The sequence below is a fragment of the Anoxybacillus sp. ST4 genome (assembly GCF_019448545.1).
Lineage (GTDB): Bacteria > Bacillota > Bacilli > Bacillales > Anoxybacillaceae > Anoxybacillus > Anoxybacillus pushchinoensis.
The window spans coordinates 1-12,706 of sequence record NZ_JAHZOE010000042.1 but is presented as its reverse complement, the minus strand read 5'-3'; the positions used below and the strand labels follow the sequence as shown (position 1 = coordinate 12,706).

The following is a 12,706-nucleotide window of genomic DNA, read 5'->3' as shown; positions in this document are numbered from 1 at the left end:
GATCATTTGTAATTTTAAGACGTTTCATGTCCTTTCCGCTCCTTTTATACGTGGGTATTTAGGAGCAGTATAACCATGGAAAAAGGTGTTCATACAGAAGTCATCATCTTAAAGTGCATGTATATAGTTCTAATTGGTGAATCAACACGCTGAACTTGCTCAATGCTTGTCGCTTTGAACCATGCAAACGAGTCAAATGGCATCACATTAAACAATGATTTCACTACTTATGCGATACATATAATATAAACCATATACGATACTAATCAACGAAACGGCTTTGATGGTGAACTGGTAAACTATTTGTTTACGTTTCATCCAAATAAATGGTAAACCGAGAAATGTCGTAAACAGCATCATTCCCATAATCGTTCCGACGCCGAATATCAATATAAATAATACCGCTTGTAACCGTGTATCGACAGTCGTTAACGTCAAAAGCACCATTCCGGCGCTGCCGGCTAACCCGTGAACAATACCAATCATCGTAGACTTCAGATGCAAATGACTTATATCTACTTCTTTTTTGCTAGAAACTACGTACGCTGAGCGAAAACTCGTAATCCCTAAAACGACAATCATCACTCCAACCGCTAGTTCCAGCCACATCGCTGCGGTTTCCGGTATTTGTTGTTCCAGCCCGATGACGATCATTCCGACGACAAATAATGTTGTGGTGTGGCCAATTCCCCAAAAAATCCCCGCAAGTGACGAAAGCGAAAGCTTCTTTGTGCGGCTGGCAATCGTTGATACAGCAATGACATGGTCCGGCTCTGTGGCATGTTTGAGCCCTAAAATAAATCCAAAAAGCAATGTCGGCCATACGGTGTTCACTAATGTTCCATCCCCTTCTCTTTTTAGTACTTCCTTAAAAAAATCGGTCCTTCCTGAAAACATTCCTCTCGAATCAATTGGTGGATGAGTTGAAAAATGACTTCAATGATGTACGTTTCACGGGCTAAAATACGAACAGCAAGCCCCGGTATGGCCGGAGTCGACCATCCGAAATGGGCTTCGTTAGGGAAATGCGCTGCAATCTTTTCCAATTTTTTAAGAACGTCCTTGGTGATCAAAGGACTAACGACAAAAAGAGATCCGATATAAGTATAACCTTCCATTTGAAAAATGTCAGTAATTCCTTTTCTTGGTTCTAAATAAAGGTGATCGAATAACTTTAAATGACCTTCGTGATAGATCTTTAATTTCGAACGAATCCAGTCGTAGCGAAACAGATCTCCGCTTTCTGACCAGCCAGGCGTTATAATGTCTCCATATATAAACGTCGCACTTTCTTTCATATACACAGTCGTCTCTTGATAAAATTTCGCTTTTTCATAAGCGATAACCGGATCAGGGAAAAATTCGAGCACGCTTTGATCATCAAGGAAAAACGATGTATATTGTTGTACCGGCATCTTCACCGTCTTATAAATTTTCGTTGCCGACTGCGTTGTCACAATCATCCTTGCTTGTTTTTGCAAAGAGATCTCCGTCTTATATCGGTCTCCGTCGACATACCCTCCTCCTACATGCATCAAGTAAATCGTTGGCTGGGAAGGGTGAAGATAGATGGACCGGGCTAGCTTAAAAGCCCCTTCATAATAGCAATCAGAAACAATCGTACGGCCATTTTTCTCCACGGCCGTACATTGCAACAAGCCCGACCAGTTCATTCCTCTAACCCTACCAATAATACTTGCTTTTTCATCCATTCGACCACTTCATCCAATCCAATTTCTTCTTTTAAATTCGTAAAAATAACTGGTTTCGTTCCGCGTGCCGCTTTTGCATCTCTTTCCATCACTTCTAAACTAGCCCCGACATAAGGAGCAAGATCAATTTTATTAATCACTAATAGATCGGATTTAATCATTCCTTGTCCACCTTTACGCGGGATTTTTTCTCCTTGCGCCACATCGATGACATAAATCGAAAAGTCAACAAGCTCGGGGCTGAACGTAGCGGCCAAATTATCCCCACCGCTCTCAATAAAAATAAGGTCAACATCCGGATGTCGTCTTTTCAACTCATCAATTGCCGCAAAATTCATCGAAGCATCTTCACGAATGGCGGTATGCGGACATCCCCCTGTTTCCACCCCGATAATCCGATCTTCCGGCAATACACTATGCTTCACTAAGAACTGCGCATCTTCCTTTGTGTATATATCATTCGTTACAACGGCGATGCTGAACTCACGATGCATCGCCCTCGTCAGCTTTTCAACAAGCATCGTTTTTCCAGCACCAACCGGGCCCCCAATTCCAATTCTTACTGGTTCCATCTTTTATTCCATCTCCTTTTTTAACATTAAGACATAAATAAGCGGACGGAAAGCTGTTCATGCTGCATTTGGGCAATTTCTAGCCCCGGCGTTACAGCCCCTAAATCTTCTTCGGTTAAAGCATCAATGGTTTGAACCGCTTCAATGAGATAAGGTTGGACAAAAACGAGCAGCTTTTGTCCGTCAGTTTGACCGAGCGGAATGCCGCGAACCGCATTTTGAACAAGCGTTTGGACAGATGTATATAAATACGATAAAACCGTTATATCTTTCGGGATTTTTAAATGATCACATACAATCGCAAACACAATAGCTGGATGAATGTAATCTCGCTTTTCTTTATCATCGTTCCATATCTTAAAAGGATAAATTTCACGGCAAAGCTTCCACATTCGTTCCCCGATCATCCGCGTTCCTTCTCTCGTTTCTCTCGCCAAACAAAGTGCAGCCAATATTTCATTTAACCGCCATACATCATCTTTTGATTGTTTCTGTAAAAAATCATACGTTAATCGGCATGCCAAGCCGTCTATATACGTTAATTGCGTTCCAATATAAGCACAAAGCGCCTCACGGAACGTTTTCTCGTTGTTGATTTTTTCGTTGTAAATGTACGTTTCAAATCCAAAGGAGTGCGAAAATGCTCCAGAAGGAAAATTGGAATCGCATAGTTGCAATAAAGGCAATAGCTTATCCAGCATGGCTATGTCCTATATGGCGAAATGCTTGCTTTACTTTTCGCTTTTCCCGTTGATACGGAATATGTAGCTGTTTTAAAAGCTGCTCTACTAAGTAGTCGTACTGAACGAGCATTTCTTCTCCTTCGAATTGTGCAGGCAAATGGCGGTTCCCAAGCTGATGCGCAATTTCCCCCATCTGCTTGATCGATGTCGGGCGAATAACCAACAAGTCATCAGGAAGGACGCTGACCACGATCATGTTTTTCTCATTCATGAATAAAATATCGCCATCGGTTAATTCCTTTGCCTCTTGTAAACGAATGCCTATTTCGGTTCCATGATCCGTCACGACTCGTTGAATTCGTTTCACTAAGTCATCGCTATCCATATATACACGTTCCATGTGTGGCGGAAAATGATCTAATGTTCGGATATTTCCAATAATTTTTTCGACAATCATGCTTGACCTCCTCAAAATAAAAAGTATCGTTGTGCCATCGGAACAACTTCAGCTGGTTCACATGTAATAAGCTTGCCATCCACTTTTACTTCGTACGTTTGCGGATCGACCTCAATCGTTGGCATCGCGTCGTTATGCACCATGTCATGTTTAGATAAGCTCCGAATATTCTCTACCGGCCGAATTATTTTTTGCAAATTCAATTTTTGTGGAATTTCAAGCTCCAACGCTGCTTTCGATACAAATGTAATCGATGTGTTATATAACGATTTTCCATAGCTCGCAAACATCGGCCGGTATATGACTGGCTGCGGTGTTGGAATGCTGGCGTTTGGATCCCCCATTACACTATGGGCAATTATGCCACCTTTTAAAACGAGTTCCGGTTTTACACCAAAAAATGCCGGATGCCAAACGACTAAATCAGCTAATTTGCCTACTTCTACCGATCCGACGTATTGATGAATCCCATGGGTAATCGCTGGATTGATCGTATATTTGGCGATGTAGCGCTTGACGCGAAAATTATCGCCTCTTCCTTTCTCCTCAGGCAATTTTCCAAATTGCTTTTTCATCTTATCCGCCGTTTGCCACGTTCGCAAAATTACCTCTCCGACGCGTCCCATCGCTTGCGAATCGGAGCTAATCATGCTAAAGACGCCTAAATCGTGGAGAATATCTTCCGCCGCAATCGTTTCTTTCCGAATGCGCGAATCGGCAAAAGCAATATCTTCAGGAACAGACGGATCTAAATGATGACAAACCATCAACATATCTAAATGCTCATCTAGCGTATTTTTTGTGTATGGTCTCGTTGGATTCGTAGAAGAAGGTAATATATTTGGAAAACTTGCGACTTTAATAATATCTGGCGCATGCCCCCCGCCTGCTCCTTCCGTATGATAGGTGTGGATCACGCGCCCGTTAATCGCCCGTAACGTATCTTCAACAAATCCTCCTTCATTCAGCGTATCGGTATGAATTGCCACTTGCACATCATATTCGTCAGCGACCTGCAAGCTCGTATCAATCGCTGCGGCTGTTGTCCCCCAATCTTCATGAAGCTTCAACCCAATGGCACCTGCGCGAATTTGCTCCGCTAACGGTTCTTTCGACGATGCGTTCCCTTTCCCTAAAAACCCTAGATTCATCGGAAACGCTTCAGCCGCTTCCAACATGCGATAAATGTTCCATTCTCCAGGGGTGCATGTCGTCGCATTTGTCCCCGTCGCCGGCCCTGTTCCGCCGCCGATCATTGTCGTCATTCCCGATGACAAAGCCGTTTCGATTTGTTGCGGGCAAATAAAATGAATATGGGCGTCAATTCCCCCTGCGGTGACAATTTTTCCTTCCGCTGCAATAACTTCCGTCGCTGCTCCGATCGTAATATTCACCCCGTCCATCAACAACGGATTACCCGCTTTCCCAATCGCCGCAATCTTCCCATCTTTAATGCCGATATCGGCTTTATAAATTCCCGTATAGTCAACAATGATCGCATTTGTCAGCACTAAATCCATCGATTCCGAACGTGTGGCAAGCGGATGCTGTCCCATTCCGTCACGAATCACTTTCCCGCCGCCGAATTTGACTTCATCACCATAAACGGTAAAATCTTTTTCAATCTCGATCCATAAATCGGTATCAGCCAAACGAACACAATCGCCTGTTGTCGGCCCGAACATATCTGCATATTGTTGCCGTGACATTTGAAAACTCATCGCATGACTCCCCCTTTCTCACCTTCATCAAGCGGCCCGTTGACTAACTGATTCAATCCGTAAACACGGCGCTCCCCGGAAAACGGGACTAGTTCCACTTGCTTCGCATCCCCTGGCTCAAAGCGCACCGCCGTCCCTGCCGGAATATTTAAGTGTTTCCCATACGCCGCTTGGCGATCAAATTCAAGAAACGAGTTCACTTCAAAAAAGTGAAAGTGAGATCCAACTTGAATCGGACGATCTCCACGATTTGTCACGACCAGTTTTGTAATCGGTTTATGACGATTACAAACGATCGTATCTTCTTTTAACAAATATTCTCCTGGAATCATGGTATCCCCCCTTTAACGAATTGGCTGATGAACCGTCACGAGCTTTGTGCCGTCGGGAAATGTCGCTTCCACTTGTATGTCTTCAATCATTTCCGGCACCCCTTCCATTACATCATCGCGAGATAAAATCGTTGTCCCGTATTGCATTAACTCCACCACCGTACGCCCATCTCGCGCACCTTCTAAAATTTCATATGTAATAAACGCGACTGCTTCGGGATAATTTAACTTCAACCCTCTTTCTTTCCGGCGGCGTGCGAGATCCGCTGCAACGACAATAAGCAACTTCTCCTGTTCACGTGCAGTTAATTTCAATATTCTCCCACCTTCCTTATTCATTACGCTCGACTTATACAGTTAAAAACCGCTGAACGTCACTCATGCTCGTTTTACTCACATGCCCTTGCGCAACAACTATGCCGCGATCGAAAATGTAAAAGTAGTCGGCGCATGAAAAAGCTAAATCTAGGCTATGCTCGACAAGTACAATTCCGACCATTTTTTCTTTTGCAATTTTCATGATAACATCACGAATCAGTTGTACGATCGATGGCTGAATGCCTTCCATCGGTTCATCAAGCAAAAGCAGCTTTGGCTGTCCAATCAGCGCGCGGGCAATGGCAAGCTGCTGCTGTTGCCCGCCGCTTAAATCTCCTCCTTTTCGATGCAACATGTCTTTTAATATAGGAAATAATTCATAAATCTCTTCTAAAACATGTGACGAATTGATTTTTTTAGGAAGCGCCTCGAATCCTAACAATAAATTTTCTTCGACGGTTAATGTCGAAAAAATTTCCCTTCCTTGTGGAACATAGCCTATTCCTCTTCTTACCCTCTGTTCCGGCGGCAATGATGTAATATCCTCATCTTCCCATTCGATGTTGCCCCTCATCGGTTTGATCAATCCGATGATGCTTTTCATAAGCGTCGTTTTTCCGACACCATTTCGCCCGAGCACTGCCGTCACGCATCCTTTTTGTACGTCCATGCTTACGTTTTCTAACACAACGCTTTGTTCATATCCGGCTGTCACATTTCGAACGCTTAACACGCTTTCTCCTCTCTTCCTAAATAAATTTCCACTACTTTTTCATTTTGCTGAATATCCTCCATCGTCCCTTCACACAATACTTTCCCTTCATGCATCACCGTCACTTGCTTTGAAAAACGCCGCACAAAATCCATATCATGTTCGACAATCACAACTGCACAATCACGGGCAATTTCATGGATCAATTCCCCTGTGTGTTCCCGTTCCGCAGCACTCATTCCTGCAATCGGTTCATCAAGCAGCAACAGCTGAGGAGACTGAATCAGCTGCATGCCGATTTCGAGCCACTGCTTCTGGCCGTGTGAAAGAGAACCAGCCTTTTGATGAGCATAATCTAGTAATTCGATACGTTGTAATAACGTGATGATCCTATCTCGATCTGTTTCTGACATTTTTGCCCGTAAAACAGCAAATAGCCCGCGATCTTGTTTTAAAGCAAGCTCCATGTTTTCCCATACGGTCAACGGATGAAAAATCGATGGGCTTTGAAATTTCCGAGAAATGCCCATCCGTACAATTTTGTGTTCCGGCATATCGGTAATATCGTGTGAGTAAAATAACACTTTTCCGCTGCTTGCCCTTGTTTTACCGCAAATCACATCTAATAGCGTCGTTTTTCCCGCTCCGTTTGGCCCGATTAAAAATCGGACTTCATGTGGATAAACGTTCAAATCTGCCCCTTGCAACGCATAAAACCCGTCAAAATCTACTGACACGTTGCAGCACATGAGAACTGGCTTCATTTGCTCTCACTTCCCCTTGTTTTTTTCGTTGTCTAACAGACTGATATACGCCTGTTAGCCCGTTTGGCAAGAACAGCACAACAGCAATAAATAATCCCCCTAAAAACAGCAGCCATATATCAGGATAATTTTCGCTAAAAAAGCTTTTCGCACCGTTCGTCACAATGGCACCGATGATCGCTCCGATTAACGAACTTCTTCCGCCAACGGCAACCCATAGCACCATTTCAATGGAAGGAATAATTCCCATCATTGCCGGAGAAATAAGTCCTACCTGCAGCACAAACATCGCTCCTGCTATTCCGGCAAAAGCAGCGGAAAGGCTATACACAAACACTTTATACGTAGTCGGATTAAATCCTAAAAAGCGGACCCGGTTTTCACTATCCCGAATCGCAACAAGCACCCGACCGAATCGACTCCCCGTTAACCAGCGCGAGAAAAGAAACATCGACAAAAGCAAAACAACGGTTAATAAATAAAGAACGATTTGGGTAAGAGGAGAAGATAGCGAGAACCCGAAAACGGTAGAAAAATTCGTTAACCCGTTTGTTCCCCCGGTCCATTCTTGCTTTCCGATAAATAACGTCACAAAAACAACTACGATCGCTTGGGATAACAACGAAAAATAAACACCTTTAATTCGATTTCTAAACGTAAAATAGCTTAAAAACATCGCTAGAAGCACTGGAACGATAATGGCGGAAGAAATAGCAATAACCGGCTGTTCAAACGGTTTCCAAAACCAAGGTAGATTGTTTACACCGCTCCACTCCATAAAGTCGGGTAAATGACCACCAGAAGCCTCCAGTTTTAAATACATCGCCATACAATAAGCTCCTAAACCAAAATATACACCGTGACCTAAACTTAAAATACCGGTATAACCCCAAATTAAAGAAATGCCGATCGCAATCATCGCAAAACAAAGAAATTTCCCAAGCAGCGACAAACGAAATTCCGTTAAATAAAACGGCGCTAAAAACAAAGCAAGGAAAAACAGCCAATACATCCAGTTCTTTTTGATCATTTTTGACCCCCTTAATCGAGTGATCTCGTTTTCATGCTCACCAGTCCAGAAGGCTTCCATTGCAAAAAGACAATAATCAACGCAAACGTAATCACTTTTGCCATCGTGGCACTTGTCGAATATTCGGTCAATGTACCAATCAATCCGATTCCAAATGCCCCTAAAACTGTTCCGATTAATTTTCCTACTCCCCCTAAAATAACGACCATAAATGCATCGACAATATAATACGTTCCGATCGTTGGACCAATCGGACCGAGCAGCGTTAATGCACAGCCTGCCAAACCTGCAAAGCCGGATCCGATCGCAAAAGCGTATGCGTCTACTTTTTGCGTAGAAATGCCAAGGCATGCGGCCATATCTCGGTTAAGTGTAACAGCCCTTATTCTTCGGCCAGCTATTGTTTTATTTAAATACATATAAAGTGCAAAGATTGACACGGCGACAAATGCTAAAATGAACAACCGTTTATACGGAAACACCATTCCCGCAACACGAACCCCTCCATCTAGCCATTCAGGAGGAAGTACCGCCACATTGGGCGCACCGAAAATCGTCCGCGCCATTTGCTGTAAAATCAAACTCACTCCCCACGTTGCCAGTAAACTATCTAACGGCCGGTGATATAGGTGGCGAATTAACGATTTTTCCAATCCTAAACCAAGGAGAGCGGAAACAAAAAAGGAGACAGGAATAGCGATGATATAATAATAGTCCATCGATTTCGGTGCATATTGCGCAAAAAATTGTTGAACAACGTACGTCGCATAGGCTCCCACCATAATCAATTCACCATGGGCCATGTTGATGACGCCCATTAACCCAAACGTAATCGCCAACCCGATGGCAATGAAAAGCATAATCGAACCTAAGCTTAAACCGTTAAACAATTGTGTCACAAAAACTGACAAGGAAATGCCTCCTTTCTTTAGGAGAGGAAAGGAGCATAACCCCTTTCCCACAAATGTATTTAATTCATCAAGTCTTTTGCCCATGGATAGCTTTTTAAATAAGGATCTGGCTTAACAGCTTCCCCAGAATTCCATACTTCTTTAAATTGACCATTCGGTTGGATTTCTCCTATTCTCACAATCTTCCATGTATGTTGTGTTTCTCCGTCGATTTTTACCGTTCCACCAGGCGCCTTATACTCGATGCCACCAGCTGCTTTTTTCACCTTATCTACATCAAACGAGCCGGCTTTTTTCACCGCTTCGGCCCATAAATGAACAGCAAAGTACGCTGCTTCGATCGGATCATCTGTGACGCGGTCTTTTCCATACTTCTCTTTATATTTCTCTACAAATACTTTGTTTTCCGGTGTGTCCGTTGACTGAAAATAGTTCCATACCGCAAGATGGCCGGCCAATACATCACCGCCAATTCCGCGAATTTCTTCTTCGGCGATGCTCACAGACATAACCGTTAAATCTTTCGCTGTAATCCCGGCATCTTTTAATTGTTTAAAAAACGCGACATTGCTGTCCCCGTTGAGCGTGTTAAACACTACATCTGGCTTCACGTCTTTAATTTTGCTAATAATCGTGCTATAATCTGTATGGCCAAGCGGCGTATATTCTTCACCAACCAATTGCCCGCCTTCTGCTTTTAATTGGGCTTTAATAATTTTATTCGCCGTGCGCGGGAACACATAATCCGAACCAAGCAAGAAAAATTTCTTTCCTTTATTTTGTAACAACCAGCTTACCGCTGGAACGATTTGTTGGTTCGTCGTGGCACCTGTATAAAAAATATTTGGTGAAGACTCCATCCCTTCATATTGGACTGGATACCAAAGCAATCCATTATTTTGTTCGACGACCGGAAGCATCGCTTTGCGGCTCGCTGATGTCCATCCGCCAAAGATTGTCACTACTTTATCTTTCTGTAGCAGCTTTTTCGCCTTTTCCGCAAACGTTGGCCAGTCTGAGGCGCCGTCTTCTATGACAGGTTCAATTTTTTTCCCTAGCAAACCACCAGATTCATTAATTTCTTCAATCGCCATTAATTCCGCATCTCGCAGCGATACCTCGCTGATCGCCATCGTGCCGCTCAATGAGTGAAGTATCCCTACTTTGACAGTGTCGCTTGTTTCCGATGTACTGCTTTCTTTCTTCTTTTCTTTCGCCTCATCGACTGCCGATGATGCAGCACATCCGCTCAGTGCCAATAAACTTCCGCATAAAAGCAAACTGAGCCATTTCAATCCATTCCCTTTTAACCTCATGTAAACACCCCTTACAAGATTCTAATTATTTATGATATAATTAGAATCAGGCACATACCGACGTATGTAATGCCTGATTTGTGGGAATCTTCTCATGGCGGTGAGAAGATTCCTTTTTTCTTCACCTCCTATTTGTTATATTTCATAACAATTAATGTTATATTCTCTAACAGTATACATAACCTTTTTGGTTAAGTCAACGAAAAATTCAGAAAAATATAGTATATTTTGATTTTTTTTGTTACAAAATCTAACATCATATATTTCTTGGTGAGTGGAAAACTACAAAAAAAGACCGAGAGATCATAAATCTTTCGGCCTTAAAATTATTGGTTTATTCAGAATCCCCATTATTGAATAGGGTTATTATTGTTTCTACTTGATTTGCGATCATTTCGATTAGTTCTGCCGCATGCAAATTTTTGCTTAGTCGAGGAGTTTGCCCGCACCAAAGCGACATCCACTCGTTATTTTTCTGTTTTGCGGCTTCCGACCGAATATCCTGGGTGAGCATATGTTGAATTGGATAGGCTGGCAAAACAGCCTCATGTTCTTTCATTTTTATGATAAATTCATTTTTTATTCCCCTTGCTGGCTTACCACTGAATGCCGAAGTGATGACCGCCTGTTCTTCGGTGCCGTTTAATATCGCTTTTTTATGTAGTTCATTCGCTCCGCTTTCGATACAAGTAACAAAGGCGGTTCCCATTTGAACGGCTTGCGCTCCCAATACAAGCGAAGCTAACACTCCTCTGCCATCCATGATCCCCCCAGCTGCAATCATCGGAATGGAAACATGATCCGCTACTTGCGGAATAAGAGCCATTGTTCCGATCATGGAGTGATCAACAGATTGTGCAAAACTCCCCCTATGTCCCCCAGCTTCACTACCTTGGACGACAATCATATCCATTCCAGCCTCTTCATTCATGATAGCTTCTTTTACTGTTGTGGCTGTTCCAATTGTGATCACGCCATTCTTCTTTAATTGATGAATGATTTCTCTTTGGGGAATACCGAATGTGAAACTGCAGACAGGGACTTCGTATTTTAAAACGATTTGAACCTGTTCATCAAAAACAGAGGTGTTGATTTGCGGAACATCATTCTTTTTTTCGATTCCCAACCTTTGGCGGATGGGTTCGAGCAGTTGATTTGCTCTTTCAATTTCCTCTTGAATGACAACCGGATTTTCAGGAACAAACAGGTTAACGCCAAAAGGTTTTGAAGTCAATTCCCTTATTTTTTGAATATCCGATTCTAATTTTTCCGGTGTCATATAACCGGCTCCGATCATCCCTAGACCACCTGCATTTGATACAGCAGCAACAAGTTCGGGCGTCGTGATCCCGCCCGCCATTCCTGCTTGTATAATTGGAAATTTGATTGATAGTTTATTTGTTACTTCTGTATGATTCCACATATCATTTTACTCCTTAACTTTTATATATTCCTATTTTCACTCTATTCTATAGATACTTGTTACATGTGCACCTATTATTCATGTGATATTTATCTATCTTTCCTCTTCCTGTGAAATATTTTGTTCCATGAGCGCTACAATTTCTTTTGAATGGTAGTGATCGACCGTTTTCAATCCTTTGATCAAGTTTTGCTGCCTTTGGATCGAATGGTTTTGGCTCAGTTTCCATTTCCCTTCAATTTTTTGGATGTTGATTTTAAAACAAACCGTTCCTTCCATTAGATGTTCGATAAAATCATCGAATTCTACTTTCCAAGGAGTAGGCATCGATGATTCGTAAAAATCGACGGTTTTTTCTAAAAGGTGTTTCATCATTTCTTTATCTTCGATTAACTGAAATGTTCCGTACACATGGACGGCTACATAATTCCAAGTGGGAACGGTATTGGGTTCGTTATACCAAGTAGGTGAAATATACGCATGCGGACCAGGGAAAACGACAAACACTTCACTGTTGTTCAAATTCTCCCATTGAGGATTTTGCTTAGCCATATGGCTCCATAACGCATGATTATTTTCCTCTAACAGAAATGGCAAATGGGTCGCAAATGGTTTACCGTCTGCACGTGGTAACTATTCACCCCAGTGCTAGTGTATAAAAAAGCCCAGCACAAATAGGGCATTTCGGTCATAGAAAATGCCCTAGGTAGCGGAAAGAACTCGATCGATCGTTTCGCCTGCCAACAGAAGACACA

At 42.7% G+C, this 12,706-nt stretch carries 14 protein-coding genes and 1 pseudogene; all 15 read right to left on the bottom strand.

Annotated features, from left to right (window positions below; genetic code table 11):
* Positions 1 to 207 precede the first annotated feature (207 nt).
* Entirely contained in the window at positions 208 to 834 is a 627-nt protein-coding gene (locus tag K1I44_RS14385) for a HoxN/HupN/NixA family nickel/cobalt transporter (protein ID WP_219986559.1), read from the bottom strand.
* Between the two features lie 23 nt (positions 835 to 857).
* Entirely contained in the window at positions 858 to 1,673 is an 816-nt protein-coding gene (locus tag K1I44_RS14380; RefSeq protein ID WP_219986560.1) for an urease accessory protein UreD, read from the bottom strand.
* On the bottom strand, positions 1,670 to 2,284 hold the full coding sequence (gene ureG / locus K1I44_RS14375) for an urease accessory protein UreG (RefSeq protein WP_042535387.1): 615 nt from the start codon (positions 2,282 to 2,284) through the stop codon (positions 1,670 to 1,672). The genes K1I44_RS14380 and ureG overlap by 4 nt, the downstream gene beginning before the upstream one ends.
* 26 nt (positions 2,285 to 2,310) lie before the next feature.
* Positions 2,311 to 2,985 (bottom strand): urease accessory protein UreF, encoded by a 675-nt coding sequence (locus tag K1I44_RS14370; protein ID WP_219986558.1) that lies wholly within the window; start codon positions 2,983 to 2,985, stop codon positions 2,311 to 2,313.
* The gene (gene ureE, locus K1I44_RS14365) at positions 2,975 to 3,424 is read right to left on the bottom strand and encodes an urease accessory protein UreE (RefSeq protein WP_219986557.1); all 450 of its coding nucleotides are present in this window, start codon (positions 3,422 to 3,424) and stop codon (positions 2,975 to 2,977) included. Before ureE ends, K1I44_RS14370 begins: the two co-directional genes overlap by 11 nt.
* Before the next feature lie 11 nt (positions 3,425 to 3,435).
* Positions 3,436 to 5,145: an urease subunit alpha gene (gene ureC / locus K1I44_RS14360; protein WP_219986556.1), complete on the bottom strand. Its 1,710-nt coding sequence runs from the start codon at positions 5,143 to 5,145 to the stop codon at positions 3,436 to 3,438.
* Positions 5,142 to 5,477: an urease subunit beta gene (locus K1I44_RS14355; RefSeq protein WP_066324207.1), complete on the bottom strand. Its 336-nt coding sequence runs from the start codon at positions 5,475 to 5,477 to the stop codon at positions 5,142 to 5,144. The genes ureC and K1I44_RS14355 overlap by 4 nt, the downstream gene beginning before the upstream one ends.
* A gap of 12 nt (positions 5,478 to 5,489) precedes the next feature.
* Positions 5,490 to 5,792 (bottom strand): urease subunit gamma, encoded by a 303-nt coding sequence (locus K1I44_RS14350; protein WP_219986555.1) that lies wholly within the window; start codon positions 5,790 to 5,792, stop codon positions 5,490 to 5,492.
* Between the two features lie 34 nt (positions 5,793 to 5,826).
* Entirely contained in the window at positions 5,827 to 6,528 is a 702-nt protein-coding gene (gene urtE, locus K1I44_RS14345) for an urea ABC transporter ATP-binding subunit UrtE (protein WP_219986554.1), read from the bottom strand.
* Complete coding sequence (gene urtD, locus K1I44_RS14340; protein ID WP_219986553.1) at positions 6,522 to 7,271, bottom strand: urea ABC transporter ATP-binding protein UrtD; 750 nt, start codon at positions 7,269 to 7,271, stop codon at positions 6,522 to 6,524. The genes urtE and urtD overlap by 7 nt, the downstream gene beginning before the upstream one ends.
* Positions 7,228 to 8,301: an urea ABC transporter permease subunit UrtC gene (gene urtC / locus K1I44_RS14335; RefSeq protein ID WP_219986552.1), complete on the bottom strand. Its 1,074-nt coding sequence runs from the start codon at positions 8,299 to 8,301 to the stop codon at positions 7,228 to 7,230. Before urtC ends, urtD begins: the two co-directional genes overlap by 44 nt.
* A gap of 11 nt (positions 8,302 to 8,312) precedes the next feature.
* Positions 8,313 to 9,212 (bottom strand): urea ABC transporter permease subunit UrtB, encoded by a 900-nt coding sequence (gene urtB, locus K1I44_RS14330; RefSeq protein ID WP_219986551.1) that lies wholly within the window; start codon positions 9,210 to 9,212, stop codon positions 8,313 to 8,315.
* 59 nt (positions 9,213 to 9,271) lie between these two features.
* Complete coding sequence (urtA, locus tag K1I44_RS14325) at positions 9,272 to 10,528, bottom strand: urea ABC transporter substrate-binding protein (protein ID WP_219986550.1); 1,257 nt, start codon at positions 10,526 to 10,528, stop codon at positions 9,272 to 9,274.
* Positions 10,529 to 10,862: 334 nt separating this feature from the next.
* Positions 10,863 to 11,951: an NAD(P)H-dependent flavin oxidoreductase gene (locus K1I44_RS14320; protein ID WP_219986549.1), complete on the bottom strand. Its 1,089-nt coding sequence runs from the start codon at positions 11,949 to 11,951 to the stop codon at positions 10,863 to 10,865.
* Positions 11,952 to 12,044: 93 nt separating this feature from the next.
* Positions 12,045 to 12,560, bottom strand: a pseudogene (locus K1I44_RS14315) (FMN-binding negative transcriptional regulator); the annotation flags it as partial.
* Between the last annotated feature and the right edge of the window lie 146 nt (positions 12,561 to 12,706).

Excerpts from the sequence above, each read along its gene's own strand:
- K1I44_RS14370 (WP_219986558.1), bottom strand. The coding sequence starts at position 2,985 with ATGCTGGATAAGCTATTGCCTTTATTGCAACTATGCGATTCCAATTTT.
- K1I44_RS14320 (WP_219986549.1), bottom strand. The coding sequence starts at position 11,951 with ATGTGGAATCATACAGAAGTAACAAATAAACTATCAATCAAATTTCCA.
- urtA (WP_219986550.1), bottom strand. The coding sequence starts at position 10,528 with ATGAGGTTAAAAGGGAATGGATTGAAATGGCTCAGTTTGCTTTTATGC.
- ureC (WP_219986556.1), bottom strand. The coding sequence starts at position 5,145 with ATGAGTTTTCAAATGTCACGGCAACAATATGCAGATATGTTCGGGCCG.
- ureG (WP_042535387.1), bottom strand. The coding sequence starts at position 2,284 with ATGGAACCAGTAAGAATTGGAATTGGGGGCCCGGTTGGTGCTGGAAAA.
- K1I44_RS14380 (WP_219986560.1), bottom strand. The coding sequence starts at position 1,673 with ATGAACTGGTCGGGCTTGTTGCAATGTACGGCCGTGGAGAAAAATGGC.
- ureE (WP_219986557.1), bottom strand. The coding sequence starts at position 3,424 with ATGATTGTCGAAAAAATTATTGGAAATATCCGAACATTAGATCATTTT.
- urtC (WP_219986552.1), bottom strand. The coding sequence starts at position 8,301 with ATGATCAAAAAGAACTGGATGTATTGGCTGTTTTTCCTTGCTTTGTTT.
- K1I44_RS14355 (WP_066324207.1), bottom strand. The coding sequence starts at position 5,477 with ATGATTCCAGGAGAATATTTGTTAAAAGAAGATACGATCGTTTGTAAT.
- urtD (WP_219986553.1), bottom strand. The coding sequence starts at position 7,271 with ATGAAGCCAGTTCTCATGTGCTGCAACGTGTCAGTAGATTTTGACGGG.